Annotated in this window: 20 protein-coding genes and 1 pseudogene; 9 read left to right on the top strand and 12 right to left on the bottom strand. The window is 54.0% G+C overall.

The genetic code is table 11. The annotated features are described in order from the left end of the window. Window positions 1–13: 13 nt before the first annotated feature. Window positions 14–304, top strand: a complete 291-nt coding sequence (gene ghoS, locus ETG88_RS01850; RefSeq protein ID WP_100780483.1) for a type V toxin-antitoxin system endoribonuclease antitoxin GhoS — start codon at window positions 14–16, stop codon at window positions 302–304. Between the two features lie 105 nt (window positions 305–409). Beyond that, complete coding sequence (locus tag ETG88_RS01845) at window positions 410–1270, top strand: fructosamine kinase family protein (RefSeq protein ID WP_107703791.1); 861 nt, start codon at window positions 410–412, stop codon at window positions 1268–1270. A gap of 36 nt (window positions 1271–1306) precedes the next feature. On the opposite strand, the gene ETG88_RS01840 is transcribed toward ETG88_RS01845, so the two are convergent. After that, on the bottom strand, window positions 1307–1843 hold the full coding sequence (locus ETG88_RS01840) for a YniB family protein (protein WP_100780485.1): 537 nt from the start codon (window positions 1841–1843) through the stop codon (window positions 1307–1309). Between the two features lie 147 nt (window positions 1844–1990). Between ETG88_RS01840 and hxpB the strand changes: the two genes are divergently transcribed. The 4 genes from hxpB to ETG88_RS01820 all read left to right on the top strand — a co-directional run bounded on the left by hxpB (window position 1991) and on the right by ETG88_RS01820 (window position 5772). Continuing rightward, the gene (gene hxpB, locus ETG88_RS01835; RefSeq protein ID WP_102103507.1) at window positions 1991–2659 is read left to right on the top strand and encodes a hexitol phosphatase HxpB; all 669 of its coding nucleotides are present in this window, start codon (window positions 1991–1993) and stop codon (window positions 2657–2659) included. Window positions 2660–2806: 147 nt separating this feature from the next. Further along, window positions 2807–3568, top strand: a complete 762-nt coding sequence (gene kduD / locus ETG88_RS01830) for a 2-dehydro-3-deoxy-D-gluconate 5-dehydrogenase KduD (protein WP_129034416.1) — start codon at window positions 2807–2809, stop codon at window positions 3566–3568. 94 nt (window positions 3569–3662) lie between these two features. After that, entirely contained in the window at window positions 3663–4253 is a 591-nt protein-coding gene (locus ETG88_RS01825) for a metal-dependent hydrolase (protein WP_100780488.1), read from the top strand. Between the two features lie 127 nt (window positions 4254–4380). Beyond that, window positions 4381–5772 (top strand): L-cystine transporter, encoded by a 1392-nt coding sequence (locus tag ETG88_RS01820; protein ID WP_100780489.1) that lies wholly within the window; start codon window positions 4381–4383, stop codon window positions 5770–5772. A gap of 56 nt (window positions 5773–5828) precedes the next feature. Here the strand turns inward: ETG88_RS01820 and cedA are convergent, their stop codons facing one another. Next, on the bottom strand, window positions 5829–6065 hold the full coding sequence (cedA, locus tag ETG88_RS01815) for a cell division activator CedA (RefSeq protein WP_123429053.1): 237 nt from the start codon (window positions 6063–6065) through the stop codon (window positions 5829–5831). Window positions 6066–6286: 221 nt separating this feature from the next. Between cedA and katE the strand changes: the two genes are divergently transcribed. Beyond that, on the top strand, window positions 6287–8548 hold the full coding sequence (gene katE / locus ETG88_RS01810) for a catalase HPII (protein WP_129034415.1): 2262 nt from the start codon (window positions 6287–6289) through the stop codon (window positions 8546–8548). Window positions 8549–8585: 37 nt separating this feature from the next. Here katE and chbG read toward each other — a convergent pair whose 3' ends face one another. The 7 genes and pseudogenes from chbG to osmE form a co-directional block, all read right to left on the bottom strand. After that, a complete protein-coding gene (chbG, locus tag ETG88_RS01805; protein WP_129034414.1) occupies window positions 8586–9344 on the bottom strand; it encodes a chitin disaccharide deacetylase in 759 nt (252 codons plus the stop codon). Between the two features lie 11 nt (window positions 9345–9355). Continuing rightward, the gene (locus tag ETG88_RS01800) at window positions 9356–10705 is read right to left on the bottom strand and encodes a 6-phospho-beta-glucosidase (RefSeq protein ID WP_123429056.1); all 1350 of its coding nucleotides are present in this window, start codon (window positions 10703–10705) and stop codon (window positions 9356–9358) included. Window positions 10706–10820: 115 nt separating this feature from the next. Then, window positions 10821–11654, bottom strand: a pseudogene (gene chbR / locus ETG88_RS01795) (transcriptional regulator ChbR); the annotation flags it as partial. 12 nt (window positions 11655–11666) lie between these two features. Further along, a complete protein-coding gene (gene chbA, locus ETG88_RS01790) occupies window positions 11667–12014 on the bottom strand; it encodes a PTS N,N'-diacetylchitobiose transporter subunit IIA (RefSeq protein ID WP_100780495.1) in 348 nt (115 codons plus the stop codon). A gap of 45 nt (window positions 12015–12059) precedes the next feature. Further along, window positions 12060–13418, bottom strand: a complete 1359-nt coding sequence (gene chbC, locus ETG88_RS01785; protein WP_100780496.1) for a PTS N,N'-diacetylchitobiose transporter subunit IIC — start codon at window positions 13416–13418, stop codon at window positions 12060–12062. Window positions 13419–13503: 85 nt separating this feature from the next. Further along, window positions 13504–13824 carry a PTS N,N'-diacetylchitobiose transporter subunit IIB gene (gene chbB / locus ETG88_RS01780; protein ID WP_100780497.1) on the bottom strand — a complete coding sequence of 107 codons (321 nt, stop codon included), beginning with the start codon at window positions 13822–13824 and terminating at the stop codon, window positions 13504–13506. 259 nt (window positions 13825–14083) lie between these two features. Further along, complete coding sequence (gene osmE / locus ETG88_RS01775; protein ID WP_100780498.1) at window positions 14084–14428, bottom strand: osmotically-inducible lipoprotein OsmE; 345 nt, start codon at window positions 14426–14428, stop codon at window positions 14084–14086. A gap of 231 nt (window positions 14429–14659) precedes the next feature. Here osmE and nadE point away from each other — a divergent pair, with 231 nt between their 5' ends. Together nadE and cho are read left to right on the top strand one after the other, a co-directional pair. Continuing rightward, complete coding sequence (gene nadE / locus ETG88_RS01770) at window positions 14660–15487, top strand: NAD(+) synthase (RefSeq protein WP_100780499.1); 828 nt, start codon at window positions 14660–14662, stop codon at window positions 15485–15487. 161 nt (window positions 15488–15648) lie between these two features. Continuing rightward, the gene (gene cho / locus ETG88_RS01765) at window positions 15649–16527 is read left to right on the top strand and encodes an excinuclease Cho (protein WP_206732571.1); all 879 of its coding nucleotides are present in this window, start codon (window positions 15649–15651) and stop codon (window positions 16525–16527) included. On the opposite strand, the gene ves is transcribed toward cho, so the two are convergent. From ves to astE, 3 genes are all read right to left on the bottom strand, one after another. Further along, window positions 16505–17062 (bottom strand): environmental stress-induced protein Ves, encoded by a 558-nt coding sequence (gene ves, locus ETG88_RS01760; RefSeq protein WP_102103501.1) that lies wholly within the window; start codon window positions 17060–17062, stop codon window positions 16505–16507. The genes cho and ves overlap by 23 nt on opposite strands. A 297-nt stretch (window positions 17063–17359) precedes the next feature. Further along, a complete protein-coding gene (gene spy / locus ETG88_RS01755; protein ID WP_123429060.1) occupies window positions 17360–17848 on the bottom strand; it encodes an ATP-independent periplasmic protein-refolding chaperone Spy in 489 nt (162 codons plus the stop codon). Between the two features lie 327 nt (window positions 17849–18175). Continuing rightward, window positions 18176–19141, bottom strand: coding sequence for a succinylglutamate desuccinylase (gene astE, locus ETG88_RS01750; protein WP_129034413.1), 966 nt, complete (start codon window positions 19139–19141; stop codon window positions 18176–18178). Between the last annotated feature and the right edge of the window lie 3 nt (window positions 19142–19144).

Genomic DNA, 19144 nt, shown 5'->3' with positions numbered 1-19144 from the left:
AAAGAGGTGAAATATGAGCAGTGGTGACATCACCCGCTACGTCGTGACCATCAAATTTCATGAAGACTCGCTGACCGAACTCAACGAGATCAATAACCACCTGACGCGTGGCGGCTTCCTGCTGACGCTGACGGATGACGAAGGCAACGTCCACGATCTGGGCACGAATACATTCGGGCTGATCAGTCCCCTCAGCGTTGATGAAGTGAAAGCGCTGGCAAGTGGTCTGATTGAGAGTGCGATCGGTAAACAAGCAGACATTGACGTGAAAACCTGGGAAGAGTGGCAAAAAAGAGAACAATAAATGCCCTAAAGTGATCCTGACGGCTCAGGTGTGCGTTAGCTCGTATTATTGAACAGCGTTTATGCGCTAACTTTATGATCTGGCGGACAACATGGGAGAATCATCATGTGGCAGGCTATCAGTCATCTTTTAAACGAGCAACTGGGCGACGGGGAGATCGAGCAGCGTAACGAGCTGCCAGGCGGTGAGATCCACGCTGCATGGCATCTGCGCTTCGCGGGACGCGATTTCTTCGTGAAATGTGATGAACGGGAATTGCTTCCCATCTTCACCGCCGAAGCCGATCAGCTGGAATTACTGTCGCGCAGCAAAACCGTCTCCGTGCCTCAGGTCTGGGCGCTGGGCAGCGATCGCGATTACAGCTTTCTGGTGATGGATTATCTCCCTGCCCGTCCGCTGGACGCGCACAACGCCTTTTTATTAGGTCAACAGATTGCCCGCCTGCATCAGTGGAGCGATCAGCCACAGTTTGGTCTCGATTTTGACAACGACCTGTCGACGACCCCTCAGCCCAACGCCTGGCAGCGTCGCTGGTCCACTTTCTTTGCCGAGCAGCGTATCGGTTGGCAGCTGGAGCTTGCGGCGGAGAAAGGGCTAGAGTTTGGCAATATTGATGCGATTGTGGAGCATGTCCAGCAGCGCCTGGCTTCTCACCAGCCGCAACCGTCGCTGTTGCATGGCGATCTGTGGTCAGAAAACTGTGCGCTGGGGCCGAACGGGCCTTATATCTTTGATCCTGCCTGCTACTGGGGCGACCGCGAATGCGATCTGGCTATGCTGCCGCTGCATCCGGAACAGCCTCCGCAAATCTACGACGGCTATCAGTCCGTTTCGCCCCTGCCGTCAGGCTTCCTCGAAAGACAGCCTCTTTATCAGCTCTATACCCTGCTGAACCGTGCAATTCTGTTTGGCGGTGAACATCTGGTGAATGCGCAACGAGCGCTGGAGCGTGTTTTAGCGGCGTAGCAGCGTATACGGGTGGCCAAGGCCACCCGCAGCGCGTTACAGAAAACCGAGTAACGAGAAGAAGAAGTAACCGCAGACGATGATAATCACCGGCAGTACGTACAGCGGGAAAATCTGCAGCAAAATGGTGTGATGCGGAACCACGATTCGCGATTCAATCTGCTCGCGGGTCAGCCCTTCAGTGCCCTTCGCCTGTTCCAGTATCAGCTGATCTTCCACCCCTTCACGCAGAAAACGCGTCTGACGGCTCATTCGCGCGCCGGAGGCCTGCAGGGCGAGCGCGATAAAGATCAGCGCAAAGATTATCCAGAACGCGATGTTCAGGCTTTGGTGAAAATTGGGCGTCGGCGAGTTGTACCAGAAGAAGTTAAGAAATGGCGTGTTAAAGCGCATCATCTCAATCATAACATGAGCAAAATCAAGCATAACCGCATTGATACCTGCCTGCTTTTCGCTGTGCTCATACATGAATTTCAGCACGGAGATTAGCGTGGAAATCACCGCCGGAATAAAAATTACCCATCCGGCAATACGTTTTAGCACCGCGATGCGTCCAGCTTGTTGATACGTCATCAGTTCCCCTTCAGTAAGACGCTCACTTAGAGCCTAAGTTTACCTTCTGCTTACGAATTTCGCCCGTTCTTTAAGGCCAATTATGCTAAATTGCTGCTTAACTTTAGAGTGACTTTATGCTGAAAACGTATGAATGGAGATAGCGTTATGACGACCCCGCGCCAGATTGTTGCTGCCATTTTCGATATGGATGGATTGTTAATCGATTCCGAACCGCTCTGGGATCGTGCTGAACTGGATGTTATGGCCAGCATTGGCGTGGATATTAGCCGCCGTAACGAGCTGCCGGATACGCTGGGGCTGCGCATTGATATGGTTGTTGAACTGTGGTTTGCCCACCAGCCGTGGAATGGCCCAAGCCGTCAGGACGTCACCGACCGCATTATCACCCGCGCCATTGCCCTCGTTGAAGAGAGCCGCCCCCTGCTGCCGGGCGCGCGCGAAGCTGTCGCATTATGTAAAGCTCAGGGGCTGAAAGTGGGCCTGGCGTCCGCATCACCGCTGCACATGCTGGAAAAAGTGCTGGAGATGTTCGACCTGCGCGACAGCTTCGACGCGCTGGCCTCGGCGGAAAAACTGCCGTACAGCAAGCCCCATCCGCAGGTTTATATGGACTGCGCTGCAAAACTGGGCGTCGACACACTCGCGTGCGTGGCGCTGGAAGATTCCGTTAACGGCATGATTGCCTCGAAAGCAGCCCGTATGCGCTCCATCGTGGTCCCTGCCGAAGAAGGCCAGCACGATCCACGCTTTGCACTGGCGGACGTCAAACTGGCCACCCTTGCCGATTTGACCGCAGAGCATCTGCGCGGGTAATCCCTTAGGTTCGGGCAACGCCCTGTTGCCCGAAAACATGACCACCATAATATTTTTGAAACATCATTTCATTTTTATTTGTAATTCCTGCCAGCGGCTCCTATTCTTATCTTCAGAACGACAATAACCCTACACTCTGAGGTTGATATGATACTGGATGCCTTTAATCTGGCGGGAAAAGTGGCCATCGTCACTGGCTGCGATACCGGTTTAGGCCAGGGAATGACGCTGGGACTGGCGCAGGCGGGATGTGACATCGTGGGGGTGAACCGTAAAATCCCCGAAGAGACCGCAGAAAAAGTCAAAGCCCTGGGCCGCCGCTTTATGGCGATTCAGGCCGATCTAAGCCAGCAGGACGCGATTGAAACGATTGTGACAAAAGCGGTCGCCGAAATGGGCCGTGTCGATATTCTGGTCAACAATGCCGGAACCATCCGCCGGGAAGATGCGCTGTCATTCAGCGAAAAAAACTGGGATGACGTGATGAATCTGAACCTGAAATCGGTCTTTTTCCTCTCTCAGGCGGTTGCGCGTCAGTTTATTGCTCAGGGCGAAGGCGGCAAAATTGTGAATATCGCCTCGATGCTCTCCTTCCAGGGCGGGATCCGCGTCCCGTCTTATACCGCTTCAAAAAGCGGTATATTAGGGGTTACGCGCCTGCTGGCAAACGAGTGGGCCGCGCACGGGATCAATGTCAATGCGATTGCGCCGGGGTACATGGCGACCAACAATACTCAAGAGTTGCGTGACGACGACAAGCGCAGTAAAGAGATTCTGGATCGTATTCCTGCTGCGCGCTGGGGAAATCCTGAAGACCTGCAAGGCCCGGTGGTTTTCCTTGCCTCAAAAGCCTCTGACTATATCAATGGCTATACGCTCGCCGTCGATGGGGGCTGGCTGGCGCGCTAGCGCCAGTTTGTGACAAAGAGTTACACCGTAACCTCTTCCGCCTACTGTACAAAAACCCTATACTGTATGAATTGACAGTTTCGTGGGTTTTATCATGACGGCGGAAGGCCACCTCCTTTTTTCTATTGCCTGCGCAGTGTTTGCTAAAAACGCTGAGCTTACCCCTGTTCTGGCACAGGGCGACTGGTGGCATATTGTTCCTTCTGCGGTCCTCACCTGTTTACTGCCAGATATTGATCATCCCAAGTCGTTTCTCGGCCAGCGCCTGAAATGGATCGCCAAACCCATCGCCAGAGCCTTCGGTCATCGCGGGTTCACCCACAGCCTGCTGGCAGTCTTTATTCTGCTGACCTTTTTCTATCTTAAGATCCCTGAAAGCTGGATTGTTCCCGCCGACGCGATTCAGGGGATGGTGCTCGGCTACCTAAGCCATATTCTGGCCGATATGTTAACCCCCGCCGGCGTTCCGCTGCTCTGGCCCTGCCGCTGGCGTTTCCGTTTTCCGATTCTGGCCCCGCAAAAAGGCAACCAGCTGGAGCGCGTCTTGTGCATGGCGCTCTTCGCCTATTCCGTCTGGATGCCTCAGACCCTGCCCGAAAATGGTGCAGTTCGCTGGTCGTCACACATGATCAATTCCCTGCAATTTCAGTTCAATCGCTTTATTCATCACCAGATTGAACAATAAACAGACAAAATAGTTGCATTTGTCATAATCCATTCCATTTGGATATAAGCGCCACATCACACTTCTGATAATCTTGCGCCAACATGATCGGAATATACCGGTCGGATTATAAATCAGGAGAACGGGGATGAATTTTCCACTTATCGCGAACATTGTGGTGTTCGTTGTCTTGCTATTGCTGCTGGCGCAGACGCGTCACAAGCAGTGGAGCCTGGCAAAAAAAGTACTCGTCGGTCTGGGAATGGGTGTGGTATTTGGTCTGGCACTGCAGGCGATCTACGGCTCTGATAACCCGGTTCTGAAAGATTCTATTCAGTGGTTTAACGTGGTCGGTAACGGCTATGTACAGCTGCTGCAAATGATCGTCATGCCGCTGGTCTTCGCCTCTATTCTGAGCGCGGTTGCTCGTCTGCATAACGCCTCTCAGCTGGGTAAAATCAGCTTCCTGACCATTGGCACTCTGCTGTTCACCACGCTTATTTCCGCGCTGGTCGGTGTGCTGGTCACCAATCTGTTTGGCCTGACCGCAGAAGGTCTGGTACAGGGCACCGCGGAAACCGCGCGCCTGGCCGCTATTCAGACCAACTACGCCGGTAAAGTGGCCGATCTGAGCGTGCCTCAGCTGCTGCTCTCCTTCGTGCCGAAAAACCCGTTTGCCGACCTGACAGGCGCAAACCCGACGTCCATTATTAGCGTCGTGATTTTTGCTGCCTTCCTGGGTGTGGCCGCGCTGAAACTGCTGAAAGACGATGCGCCAAAGGGCCAGCGCGTACTGACCGCCATCGACACTCTGCAGAGCTGGGTGATGAAGCTGGTGCGTCTGGTTATGCAGCTAACGCCGTACGGTGTGCTGGCTCTGATGACCAAAGTGGTTGCCGGTTCTAACCTGCAGGACATCATCAAACTGGGCAGCTTCGTGGTCGCTTCTTACCTCGGCCTGATGATCATGTTTGTCGTCCACGGCATTCTGCTGGGTGTGAACGGTGTTAGCCCACTGAAATTCTTCCGCAAAGTGTGGCCGGTGCTGACGTTTGCCTTCACCAGCCGCTCCAGCGCCGCGTCTATTCCGCTGAACGTTGAAGCGCAGACCCGTCGTCTGGGTGTACCAGAATCAATCGCGAGCTTCTCCGCCTCTTTCGGCGCGACCATTGGTCAGAACGGCTGTGCGGGTCTGTACCCGGCAATGCTGGCAGTCATGGTTGCTCCTACCGTCGGGATTAACCCGCTCGACCCAATGTGGATTGCGACCCTGGTCGGTATTGTCACCGTAAGCTCCGCTGGTGTGGCCGGTGTTGGCGGTGGTGCTACCTTCGCCGCGCTGATCGTGCTGCCTGCGATGGGCCTGCCGGTGACGCTGGTCGCACTGCTGATCTCCGTCGAACCGCTGATCGACATGGGCCGTACCGCGCTCAACGTCAATGGTTCTATGACTGCCGGAACGCTCACCAGCCAGTGGCTGAAGCAGACCGACAAAGCTGTCCTCGATAGCGATGAGAACGCCGAACTGGCGCATCGTTAATCGTTTACCGCACCCAATAAAAAAACCGCCTCTGGCGGTTTTTTTTATCTCTGCGTTTACTCAATATCCCCATCCTGGCGGATTTGCATGGCCCAGCGCTGGGCCGATTCCGGAACCGTAAACGTCGGGGAACGGCGAAAATGCTCCCCCATCAGGACAAAGGCCACGTATTTTCCCCGCAGCTGCCAGACGTCGCGAAAACCATCCACTTTCAGGGCATGGTCTGGCGGCGCTGGTTCGACGCGGGGTACGTAGCTGATGACACGACGGTTTTGTTGACGAAATGGTTTCATAAGCACTGGTTCACTAAAGCAAATTCTGGAAGCAGGAAATTCCTATCATAGCCGATTCCCCCCTGACGCGTCGCGCTTTGGATGCGGTATGCCCGCTCTCGCGGTGCCTTTAACCCGAAAAGTCTCAGTCTGGCAGGTTGTTTGTCACATTGTTCTATAGTTAATGGGGCTTTTCGCCACAACGACCGTATTTCAGCAATGAAACCCAGGAGACGAGTGCAATGTCGCATCAAAAAGACAAGACCGATAAACATCATCAGTCACCGATCCACGGCGACGAAGAATCAAAACCCGGTATGGACTCGCTGGCCCCGGAAGATGGCTCCCATCGCCCTTCGCCGTCGCCGTCAGCCCCAGGAGAGCAACCTACCGCGCCGGGTAGCCTCAAATCCCCGGATACGGGCAACGAAAAACTGCATTCACTGGAGCCGCATCGCAAAGGCGGCGAGAGTTTCCCGCTCACCACCAATCAGGGCGTGCGCATCGCCGATGACCAGAACTCCCTGCGTGCAGGAAGCCGTGGCCCGACGCTACTGGAAGATTTTATCCTGCGGGAGAAAATCACCCACTTTGACCACGAGCGTATCCCGGAACGTATTGTTCACGCCCGCGGTTCTGCCGCCCATGGCTATTTCCAGCCCTACAAAGACCTGAGCGATATTACCAAAGCGGATTTCCTCTCCGACCCGGATAAAGTGACCCCGGTCTTCGTGCGATTCTCCACGGTACAGGGCGGCGCTGGTTCAGCCGACACCGTGCGCGATATCCGTGGTTTCGCCACCAAATTCTATACGGAAGAAGGTATTTTTGACCTTGTCGGCAACAATACCCCGGTGTTCTTCATTCAGGACGCCCACAAGTTCCCGGACTTCGTCCATGCGGTCAAACCTGAGCCGCACTGGGCTATTCCGCAGGGGCAAAGTGCCCACGACACCTTCTGGGACTATGTTTCGCTCCAGCCGGAAACCCTGCACAACGTGATCTGGGCGATGTCCGATCGTGGTATTCCCCGCAGCTACCGCACCATGGAAGGCTTCGGCATTCACACCTTCCGCCTGATTAACGCCGAAGGCAAAGCAACGTTCGTGCGTTTCCACTGGAAGCCGGTAGCGGGTAAAGCCTCTCTAGTGTGGGACGAAGCGCAAAAGCTGACCGGGCGCGATCCCGATTTCCATCGTCGTGAACTGTGGGAAGCCATCGAAGCGGGCGATTTCCCGGAATACGAACTGGGGTTACAGCTGATTCCGGAAGAGGATGAATTCAAGTTTGATTTTGATCTGCTCGACCCTACCAAACTGATCCCCGAAGAATTGGTGCCCGTGCAGCTGGTGGGCAAAATGGTGCTCAACCGCAATCCAGATAACTTCTTTGCGGAAAACGAACAGGTGGCGTTCCATCCAGGGCATATCGTCCCAGGGCTGGATTTCACCAACGATCCTCTGCTGCAGGGGCGTTTGTTCTCCTATACCGATACGCAAATCAGCCGTCTCGGTGGGCCGAACTTCCACGAAATTCCGATTAACCGCCCGACCTGTCCGTACCATAACTTCCAGCGCGACGGGATGCACCGCCAGGATATCGACACCAACCCGGCGAACTATGAACCGAACTCGATCAACGATAACTGGCCGCGCGAAACCCCGCCAGGGCCAAAACGCGGTGGCTTCGAGTCCTATCAGGAGCGCGTGGAAGGGACCAAAATCCGCGAGCGCAGTCCATCGTTTGCCGAGTATTACGCCCATCCTCGCCTGTTCTGGAACAGTCAGACGCCCGTTGAGCAGGAACATATCATCGGCAGCTTTAGCTTTGAGTTAAGCAAAGTGGTGCGTGAATACATTCGTGAACGGGTGGTCGATCACCTGGCGCATATCGACATTAAGCTCGCCCAGGGCGTGGCGGATAATTTAGGGCTAACCCTCACCGATGAGCAGCGCAATACGGCGCCGCCGAAAGAGGTTAACGGCCTGAAAAAAGATGCCTCCCTGAGTCTTTATGCCGTGCCGGGCGGAACAATTAAGGGCCGCGTGGTGGCGGTACTGCTTAACGACAAACCCATCGCCAAAGATGTGCTGGCGATCCTGAAAGCGTTGAAGTCGAAAGGCGTGCACGCGAAACTGCTCTACTCTCGCATGGGCGAAGTGAAGGCTGACGATGGCTCTGTCCTGCCCATCGCCGCGACGTTCGCCGGATCACCGTCCCTCACCGTGGATGCAGTGATTGTGCCGGGCGGCGACATTAAGAGCCTGCTCACCAATGGCGATGCGGCCTACTATCTGCTGGAGGCTTATAAACACCTGAAACCAGTCGCGCTGGCGGGCGATGCGCGTCAGTTTAAATCGCTGCTGAAAGTGGCAGAAAAAGGTGAAGAAGGGATTGTCGAAGGCGATAAAGTCGGCGCACCGTTTATGGATCAGCTGTTCGATCTGATGGCGGCGCACCGGGTGTGGTCACGAAGCGCTAAAATTTCAGCGATTCCGGCATAACAAACCACCGGGTAGGCTGATGCCTACCCGGCTATTTTTACAAATCGCTAAACGTCCCTAAACGATACCCACGTTCCGCAATCGCATACTTCAGCGAGGGCGACGTCAGCACGTCCAGTTCCGCCAGACGCGGCCAGCAATAGGCGCTTTTGCGCACCGTATTATCGACAAACGCCGGATGCGCCATGATCTCCAGCGAACGTTCACCGCGCGAAGCCGAGCCATCCAGTACCTGCAACAGCAGCGCTTCGCTGATCGCATCGCCATAAAACTCGCTGCTGAAACCCTCGGTAGTCGGCGCACGGCCGAGCGGCAAATCGTGCAGGGCCAGCACCTGACGGTCCACACGCATCGCCACGCCCTTACGCGCCGCAAATTCGGCTACCAGCGGGAAAATCGCCGGGATCATATGCACATGATGATGGCTGTCGAGATGCGTCGGTTCGCGGCCAAAGAGATCGACGAAGCGATTGAACTGACAATCCAGTTCGCGGGCGATTTCGTCGAGCGGCAGCGCCCCCTGCTCTGCCATCTCCCAAATCCATTTCCCCAGCACCCCGTCGCGCGTTAGCCCCGGCATGGGTGAGAGCGGCATCCCGAGCGTCAGCACGAAATGCATCCCTACGCCCAGCTTCGGCAGATCGCGGCTTAACGCTGCGGCATGTTCAATCGCCTCGCCGTTGACCAGCGCGGTGGTCGATGTGACCACCCCGTGGCGACAGGCTTCGATGATGCCGTAGTTTTGCCCTTTGGAGAGTCCAAAATCATCGGCATTCACGATCAACAGATTTTCCATCTCTGTTCCTCTCAGCGTTGTTTAAGCTTCTCAGCCGTGGCCGCAAAGTTTGGCAGCCATTTTTCATGGGCGAGAATCATTTCGCGGGCCAGGGATTCTGCGTCGCGGTCGGAGTGGACCAGCGGACTCAGGTTCAGGGCCAGCAACACGTCGTTAAATTCCCCGCTTAGCGCCGCATGGCTGGCTGCGATTTCGAAACCTTTGATGGTGTGAATCAGGCCCATCACTTTGTCGTCGAAATGGGTGATGCGAGAGTGCGGTTTCGCCCCGTCGCGCCCAAGAATACAGGTCATTTCAACCGCCCAGTCTGCCGGGATGTTGTCGATATGCCCGTGGTGCGGCACGTTCACGTAATGCTCAGCCTGTTTGTCATTGTAGATGGCGTTAATGACTTCACAGGCCGCATCGGAGTAATACGCCCCGCCGCGCTGCTCAAGCTCTTTCGGTTTGACGTTAAGATGAGGATCTTTATACAAATCAAAGAGCTGTTTTTCGACTTTCTGCACGACCTGCGCGCGAGCCCCGCCTTTATAATACTCGCCCATTTCGATGGCCAGCATCTCTTTCTGCTTGAAGTAGTAGAGCAGATACGAGCACGGCAGCAAATTCAGGGAGCGAATCAGCCCTTCGCTGAATGGCAGATCGAAGATGTTTTTCACCGAGCCGGCGGTCAGTCGGCCCGAGGCCACGCCGTCCAGCAGTTCGGCAAAGCGTGACTCTCCGTTGACGATCACATCTTTGATAAAGACCATGTGGTTCAGGCCGAAAAGATCGATGGAGAGATCGTCGCTGTCGGTCAATTTCAGCACATCGCGGATAAACATTTTCATGCCAATCGGAATGTTGCACACGCCGATGAAACGTTTGAATCCGGTGTGGCGATAGACCGCTTCCGTGACCATCCCGGCCGGGTTGGTAAAGTTGATCACCCACGCCTGCGGGCAGATCTCTTCCACATCTTTGATGATGTCAAAAATCACCGGAATGGTGCGCAGGCCTTTAAACAGACCGCCCGCACCGTTGGTTTCCTGCCCCAGATAACCGTGGCTCAGCGGAATACGCTCATCCAGTTCGCGGGCTTTCAGCTGGCCAACGCGCAGCTGGGTGGTGACGAAGTCGGCATCTTTCAGCGCCTGACGACGATCTAACGTTTTATGTACGGTTAACGGGACACCGGCTTTCTGCACCATGCGCTGGCACAGCTCGAAAATAATATCGAGCTTCTCCTGCCCTTCTTCCACATCCACCAGCCATAATTCGCTGACCGGCAGTTCATGATAACGTTTCAGAAAACCTTCGAGCAATTCTGGGGTATAACTGCTGCCGCCGCCGATGGTTACGACTTTCAATTTCTTTTGCATAATATCTCCCTTAGCGTATCAGGTTAACCGCCTGCAAAGTATAGCGTGGCATTCCCGCTATTTTGGGCAAGCGTTTAAGTCAATATTCCTGGCGAGTTAATTCGCCGTGAGTCAATTAATTATTCATTACCGTCAAATTTTTACGGTAGCTGTTAGGCGTGAATGAAGTGAATTTCTTAAAGGTTTTAATAAACAGGCTCGGGCTACTGTAACCCGATTCATAAGCAATATCGGTGACCGAATAGTTGGTTATTTCCAGCTGTTTTTTGGCGAAATTAATACGAATACCGTTAATGATTTGCACCGGTGTTTTTTGGTAATAACGCTGGGTGGCGCGGGTGAGATATTCCTGCGATTTACCCGACAGGGCAATCATGTTCTCCAGCGCATTATCGCCAAACTGATGTTTGTCGTGCATTAACTCTACGGTAGTCCGCAGCCACTGCGGGATATCATCGATCACCTGCTGCTCATCGCGATGGTGGCGCAGGCGGTTCATCACATAAAACGTGACCGTTTCAATAAACTCATCGAATTCGCTGTCCCGGAAGTTCAGCGAGGCGATAACCGTTTCGATCCAGGTCATAAACTCGTTTTTAATGCGATACACCTGCGATGCCACGAAGCAGAACGGCACCAGGGGTAAGTAGTGTTTCTCGAAGAAACGTCTGCTCACACCGACGTTCAGAATGCGCGTCGCCCCGAATTCATAAAAGCTCTGGTGATACGACCCCATCGGCAGAAACACAAAGTCGCCGCGCTCCAGCAGCACACGCTTGCCGTTGATCTCCTGGTAGTAGCGCCCGGTCAGAACAATTGTGAACTCGTAGTAGTCATGCTGATGCAGACCGCTCACGCTTTCCGTTTTGTTGTAGATAACCACGTGAAAATTCTTGCCGTTAAACAGTTGCTGCTCAAGTGCGGTTTTAATTTCCATCGTGTTTACCTCCGGCGGCCTGACTTATTGCATCTTCTCGTGAAGCTCAATGAGCTCAGCCACCAGCTCGCGAGCCAGCATTGAGGTCATCAAATGATCCTGGGCGTGAACCAGCACCAAACTCACCTTCATTTTACCTTCTCCCTGGTCGCCTTCAATCAGCTTAGTTTGTACCAGGTGTGCTTCGTTCAACGCCGTGCGCGACTGATCCATCATGCGTTTCGCTGCGGCGAAATCGCCCTGCTTGGCTTGTTTGAGTGCGCCGTACGCCAGGCTGCGTGCCTGTCCGGAGTTAATGATAAGCCCCATCACTACTTCTTCAAGATCGTTCTCAACGGCCTCGTCTGCCACGATAGTATCCAAATCAAACATCATTTCTCTCCTTTTACAGGCGCGGGTTTCCCCGCGCCGGACCTCTTAGAATTTCAGTGCGTTAGCGATGTCTTCTTCGCTTTCTTGCTCATCAATGACCGCCTGAGCCTTGTTCGACACCGCCACGAATGGCAGGTAAACCAGCGTCGATACACCCAGGTTGAACAGTGCCACGCAGAGTGCGGCGATGCTGCCGTTACTGTTGAAGAAGGCGCCAAGACCGGTTGGCATCGTCCACGGTGCCAGGTTCGTTACCGGCGGGATAATACCCATCGAGTAAGCAGCCAGCGTAATAGCGGCCAGAATCGGCTGAATCAGCACGAACGGGATAAACATGACCGGGTTCATGATGATTGGTAAACCAAACAGAATCGGTTCGTTAATCTGGAAGATACCTGATGGCAGTGCCAGTTTCGCTACCTGACGATGATCCGCGCGGCGTGAGCCGATGAAGATAGCGATAATCAAACCGAGCGTCGCCCCTGAACCACCCAGCAGGATGTAGGAATCCAGCATCGGTTTCGCCCAGAAGTGGAACTCTTTACCGGCGGCAATCGCCGCTTCTACAGAGCCGTACTGGTTATACAGTGCGATGTTTTCCAGCGCCCATGGGGTCATGATGCCGTTATCCAGCGCGGTGAGCGCCAGTGAGCCGTGCACACCGAAGAACCACAGCAGGGAGTTAAAGATAACGTAAGCCCAGCCCACTACGCTGCCCATTGATGCCAGCGGCGTGGAGATAGAGTCCATGATGATCTGGTGGAAGTTGCTGCCGTGGTTGGCCAGCAGCCAGGAGAGCACACCGAAAATGGACAGGATCAGGAAGCCTGGGATTAACGCCGAGAAAGAACGCGATACGGAAGACGGCACGCTATCTGGCAGGGTAATGACCCAGTTGCGACGAATCACGAAGGTGAACATTTCCGCCACGATCAGGCCAATCACCATCCCGGAAATAATGTTCTGACCGCCCAGCCAGTTTGCACCGACGGCATAGGCTTCACCAACGCTGTAAGGTGTCACAGTCATAAAGGCCGCCACAGCCAACAGACCGGCTGCCATTGGGTCGACTTTACGCTCTTCCGCTAACGCTGAACCAATGAAAAAAGGCGCCATCAGCGACATAATGCCCAACGTACCGTTGTACACGTTGCCGCCGATGGCTTTAAAGCCATTCAGGGTTTCAATGGTGGAAGCGTCTAACCGAATGCCCATAGAATAGAAAAACGAGCCTTCGCCAAAACTTAAAAAGACGTTATTAATTAATACGAACATGGCACCGGCCAGGGTCAACGGCATTAATTTAATAAAGCCATTTTTAATCGCATTAATGTGGGGCTGCTTTCCTATTTTAACAGCAAAAGGAAGGAGTACCTTTTCAAGAGAGCTAATAACTTGACTCATAGAAATTACCCTTAAATGCCGCAACAAATATTGCGGCGTAAGTGTGTGAAATAACTCTTTGACGGGAAAAATTTAAATTTAAATTTTAATTAGCGGCAGCTTTTTTAATTGAGGCGACTGCAGCTTTAAGTACACCTAAACCATCAATTTTGCCGTACAGCACAGAATCGATCACTTCTACAGGTTTGTTCGGTAATAAACGCTGGATTTCTGGCAACATATACGCAATCTGTGGACCCAGTAAAATCACGTCCGCGGCCTGACCTTTTTCGCCTGCCAGCGTTTCGGGAAACGCTTCGATAACGACAGGAACTTCATACTTTTCTGCCTGCGCACGCATCTTGGAAACCAGTAGTGACGTTGACATGCCCGCAGAGCAGAACAGGTAGATATGTTTCTTTTCCATAGCAACTTCCCTCTTGTATGACCCTCACCATCGCCCTTCAGCCCGCTGATGAGTGTTACTTTTGTTTGTCATTGAATGGAGTATACGGCAAGGCATAGGGAGCGGATAATTCAGCACGAGTCACAATTGTCTCTCCTTGACCTGTCGTTTTGACTGCCCTCACAGTTTAGGCAAATAATTCGCGCAAAGAAATAAGATTATTGCAGGCATAAAAAAACCGGCACATTGGCCGGTTTGTTACATCGCTCAGGCAAGCAGGTTATTGCGCCTTAGGTGCCTGCGGGTCGGTGTCGTACTCAGCACAGGTCTGATAACCTGAATTGATCACGTGTCCTGTATCGTCCAGAGCCACAAAGTAGGTCTCTGCTTTACCATCACGTTGACCCAGAATATAGGTCTGGCAGGTCCCACGTGCGTGGATCATAGTGACTTCGGAAGAAGGTTTGCCAGCCACCTGCGCTACCTGCGCACGGCTCATCCCTTTCTTCACATCTTTAACTACCGGCTGTGTGAACTGATCGGTTGTACGATCGTAAGCTGTACAGCCCGCCAGCATAGTCAATACCGCCGCTGCACTTAAAATTCCCGCTACATTCTTGTTCATTTTCCGTCCTCTTGTTTATCAGCGTGTTATCTAAGCATGGGATAAAAAATTCGATTCTTCAACTTTGTCTGCGAAGCGGGATGTTTTTCGGAAAATTCTAATAAAACAACGATAACCTGCTAAATCGTCGCAATTTGCCGCACTCGAAACTGTGATCCTTGTCGTTTTACGCCCAAAGGGTTAGTTTTAACGGATACTCATTCTGCTTCGTTTTTGCTAATGGAGGGCGTAATGGCTCTGCAACAAGAGATTATTCATGCGCTTGGCGTAACGCCTGCGATAGATGCTCATCAAGAAATCCGCCGCAGCGTCGATTTTTTGAAATCCTATCTGAAAACGTATCCGTTCCTGAAGTCACTGGTTCTTGGCATCAGCGGCGGTCAGGACTCCACCCTGACCGGCAAACTGTGCCAGCAGGCGATCTCAGAATTACGTCAGGAAACGGGTGACGACGCGCTGCAGTTTATCGCCGTGCGCCTGCCTTATGGCGTCCAGGCCGACGAGCAGGATTGCCAGGATGCAATCTCCTTTATCCAGCCCGATCGCGTGCTCACCGTGAACATCAAAGGCGCGGTATTAGCCAGCGAACAGGCGCTGCGCGAGGCCGGCATTGAGCTGAGCGATTTCATTCGCGGCAACGAAAAAGCCCGCGAGCGCATGAAAGCCCAGTACAGCATCGCCGGAATGACCAAAGGCGTGGTGGTCGGCACCGATCATGCGGCGGAAGCGGTCACCGGTTTCTTCACCAAATACGGCGACGGCGGTACCGATATCAACCCGATTTTCCGCCTCAATAAACGCCAGGGTAAGCAACTTCTTGCCGCGCTGGGCTGCCCGGAGCACCTCTATAAGAAAGCGCCGACCGCCGATCTGGAAGACGATCGTCCTTCCCTGCCAGATGAAGCGGCGCTGGGAGTGACGTATGACAATATCGACGATTATCTGGAAGGCAAAACGCTCGATGAGAGTATCGCCCGCACTATTGAAGGCTGGTATCTGAAAACCGAGCACAAGCGACGCACGCCGATTACCATCTTCGACGACTTCTGGAAACGCTGATTCCCCAAGCGCATTGCCGGGTGGCGCTACGCTTACCCGGCTGTTTTTATCCCTGCGATGGCCGTAAGCCCTACGCACACAGCCCGCCAGACGAAGCCGCCTCTTTTTTAACCACTCACTCTTTGCTACACTGTATGCCTGAACAGTATCAGGAGTCTTTTGTGAGCAGGCGTCAATCTGCCCCGCGTCTTGAATTTGAAGCGGGGGCTATCTACGAATATCCCGAACATCTTCGCCCCTGGCTGGAGGCTCTGCCGAAACAGCCTGGCGTCTATTTCTTTCATGGCGAAAGCGAAGCGATGCCGCTCTATATCGGTAAAAGCGTCAATATCCGCAGCCGGGTGTTATCGCATTTACGCACGCCCGACGAGGCCGCGATGCTGCGCCAGTCGCGGCGCATCACCTGGACGCAAACCGCCGGGGAGCTGGGCGCGCTGCTGCTCGAAGCCCGGTTGATCAAAGAACAGCAGCCGCTGTTCAATAAACGTCTGCGCCGCAACCGCCAGCTGTGCTCGCTGCAAATCACCGACGGCAAACCGCAGGTGGTTTACGCCCGTGAGATTGATTTCTCCCACGCGCCGAATTTATACGGCCTGTTTGCCAACCGCCGCGCGGCGTTGCAGGCGCTGCAATCTCTCGCTGATGCAGAGAAACTTTGCTACGGGTTATTAGGCCTGGAGTCGCTTACGCGCGGGCGCGCCTGTTTTCGTTCCGCGCTGAAGCGCTGCGCCGGGGCGTGCTGCGGCAAGGAGAGTGTGGAAGATCATCAGATGAGATTAAAGGCCGGGCTGGCGGCGATCAGCGTGACCTGCTGGCCGTGGCAAGGCGCCATTGCGCTGAAAGAGACCAGCAACACCATCACCCACTACCACATTATTCACAACTGGCTGTGGCTGGGGGCCGTCGACACGTTAAACGACGCCGCGGCCCTGCTGCGCACGCCTGCCGGGTTTGATCAGGACGGCTACAAAATTCTCTGTAAGCCGCTGCTCTCCGGGCAGTATGAAATCATTGAACTTAGTGACCCGGCAGCCACGTAATCTCACTGAACAGCAGCGTTCCTTCTGATTCCAGTAAGCGCAGGGTGTGAATGCCATCCTGCCAGCTGGCGCCCTGATCGGCGGTGAGGAATTTGTCACCCAACTGCCAGGCACCGCTCAGAACGAACACCACACCGCCGCGCGAGGCGAAGGTGGTAAAGGTACGATCCGCCACCCGCACGTTGGCCTTGCAGCGATCGCGCTTCGTCATGATATTGAAATCCATCGACATCTGCCCTTCCGTGAGCTTCGCCTTCACCGGATGGTCGCCCGCAAAACTGAATGGCTGATGACGCTTCAGGGTATGACAAAAGGTCTGGCCCGCATCGAGGGTCACTTCGCCGCCCTCAATCAGGGTAATCACCCGATCGACGCCCGGAAAGAGAGAGAATTCGCCGTTGCTGGCGATAGAAGCAATACTGGCGCGCCAGTGAAAATCACGGGTCGCAGTGGGAAAGCAACAAATCTCACGGGTTTCACCCGCCCCATTACGCCAGAGATTCACCGGCATTTTGCGGATATCAAAAAACTCCATCACCACTCCTGAAAGGCGCAATCGCACCAGAGCGACAATATCAATAGCGTCGCTGTCTTGATTGTTATCGTTAGGTAATCACAGACGTATTATCGGCAGCAATGCAAAGGGGCCTTAGGCTCATGGTGAAAAAAACTCTAACGCCCTGACTCTGTTAAGCATTCTCTGAACCGACTACAGGAGCATACCGTGATGGCAGCGCGAGACAAGAGGGTGTGAAAGAAAAAACCGCCGGACCTGTCCACAGCGAATGCGCTTTTGTGAACAGGTTTCCGGCGGTCTTAATATGTTGTGCTGTTATTCAGCAGGCGGAGCCATTTTACCTTCTGGCGCCGGACGTTCTGTCAGACGCTTCTCAAAATTGGCATTAAATTGCTTTTTCTGTTCCGGGGTCAGAATGTTGTAGATCTTGTTCTGAGTTTCCATGCGGGCCAGCATACCGGCTTTGTGCTGCTCGGCCATTTTGTCGATCTGCGCTTCGGCTTTCGCTTTATCGAAGCTGTCGCTGGCAATGATGTCATGCATTGCGCGGCGTTCTTCCAGTGGCGGACGTTTCATCTGGTCGCGCTGGCTTTTCATGATGTCACGCACCTGCTGTTTCTGTGCATCCGTCAGGTTCAGATCTTTAAACATCATGTCGTGATGCATACCCGGCTTGCCTTTGTGATGCATCATTTTGCCTTCAGCAGGTGCAGCGGTCGTGGTCGCGGTATCCGCAGCGAACGCCATGCTGGTAGCGCCCAGAGCCAGGGTAGAAGCAACAAACAGTGCAGTTAATTTACGCATAATTGTTTTCCTTACTTTCAGTTATTCTTCGGCGCTATGCCGTGTTGACGAGATTAACTTTACGGGGTTTATCGTCAATTAGTCAGAGCAACGGTAAAACAATGAAAGTGTAAAAAACAATTTATAACCAAATGTGGAGGAATTAAGGATAAAGCGTGGAGAGTTGAAACAAAAATATTCAATTGGCTGATTTTAAAGAGATTGTGAAAGAGTATAGCGAACTGGAGATTAATAATAAAGCAGGTATCCAGGAATAATCTGTAAACTTTACGCGATCGCCATAATAGATAATTTCCCGCCCCCCTGTCAGACGCGGGAAATTATGCCTCAGCCTATTTTTTCCAGCATCAATCCCGCCCGCAAACCAAAGGCCACAGACGGATTGGGGAACAGCACGTACTCCGTCGTTTTCTGCACCTCGTAGCGCTCATCGCCATCTTCTGCCAGCAAAATCCCCTGGCGGAACGGCGTGAAGTTTAGGGTATGCGCCGCCATGTGCAGCCGGAACGCGTCGCTGCGACGGGTGATTTGCTGCACCACCCGATAGCGCTCAACCACTTCAGCATGCGGCTCAGGCTCAACGCCCGCGAGCAGCGCCCGCAGCGCCAGATGCGTTGGGGCAAATCGCGTCAGATCGTTATGGCCAAACGGCAGCGCTTTGCCCAGTTCCAGCGTGCAGGCCAGCGCGCCGAAATGCTCACAGGTGAAATGAGTAAAGGTTCCGCCCGGCGACTGATGGAACACCAGCGCTTCGAGTCCTGCATCGCCCAGCCATTGCAGGAACCGTTCATCCCAGGGCTGCTCGCGCTGGGGCAACACGCCAAAGCGCACGTGATACGACGCCCGAATAGCAGTGTGCAGATCCAGATGCCAGCGTTCCGGGCCGGCTGCCGCGTAGAACTCCCTTACGGCGTTTTCCAGCACCGGCACGCGTGCCGTCTCCTCACAGGGTGCAAACTGCGCCGCGCGACCGCCAAACATCCGGTTGATATCACTCTCCAGATAGCGTTTGTTTTGCGCCAGCGCCGCAGGGTTCCCGAGCACCACCAGCACACGGCAGCGCAGGGGGATATCCCCGTGAAACAGCGCGCGGGTAAGCAGATCGACAATCTCCACCGGCGCGGTTTCGTTGCCGTGAACACCTGCCGAGAGCACCACCGCGCGGCCGCTCTCTTCAAACGGGGTCAGTTCCAGCAGCCCGCGCCCATGCCATTTCCAGTGAAACGACGCCCCTTCACCCTCTTTTTCAGCGGGCGTTTCATCGGCCAGCGTCAGCGCCAGTAAATTCTCCATGCT

This window comes from Lelliottia nimipressuralis, from assembly GCF_004115925.1.
Lineage (GTDB): Bacteria > Pseudomonadota > Gammaproteobacteria > Enterobacterales > Enterobacteriaceae > Enterobacter > Enterobacter nimipressuralis.
This window is presented reverse-complemented; position numbering and strand designations above follow the sequence as displayed.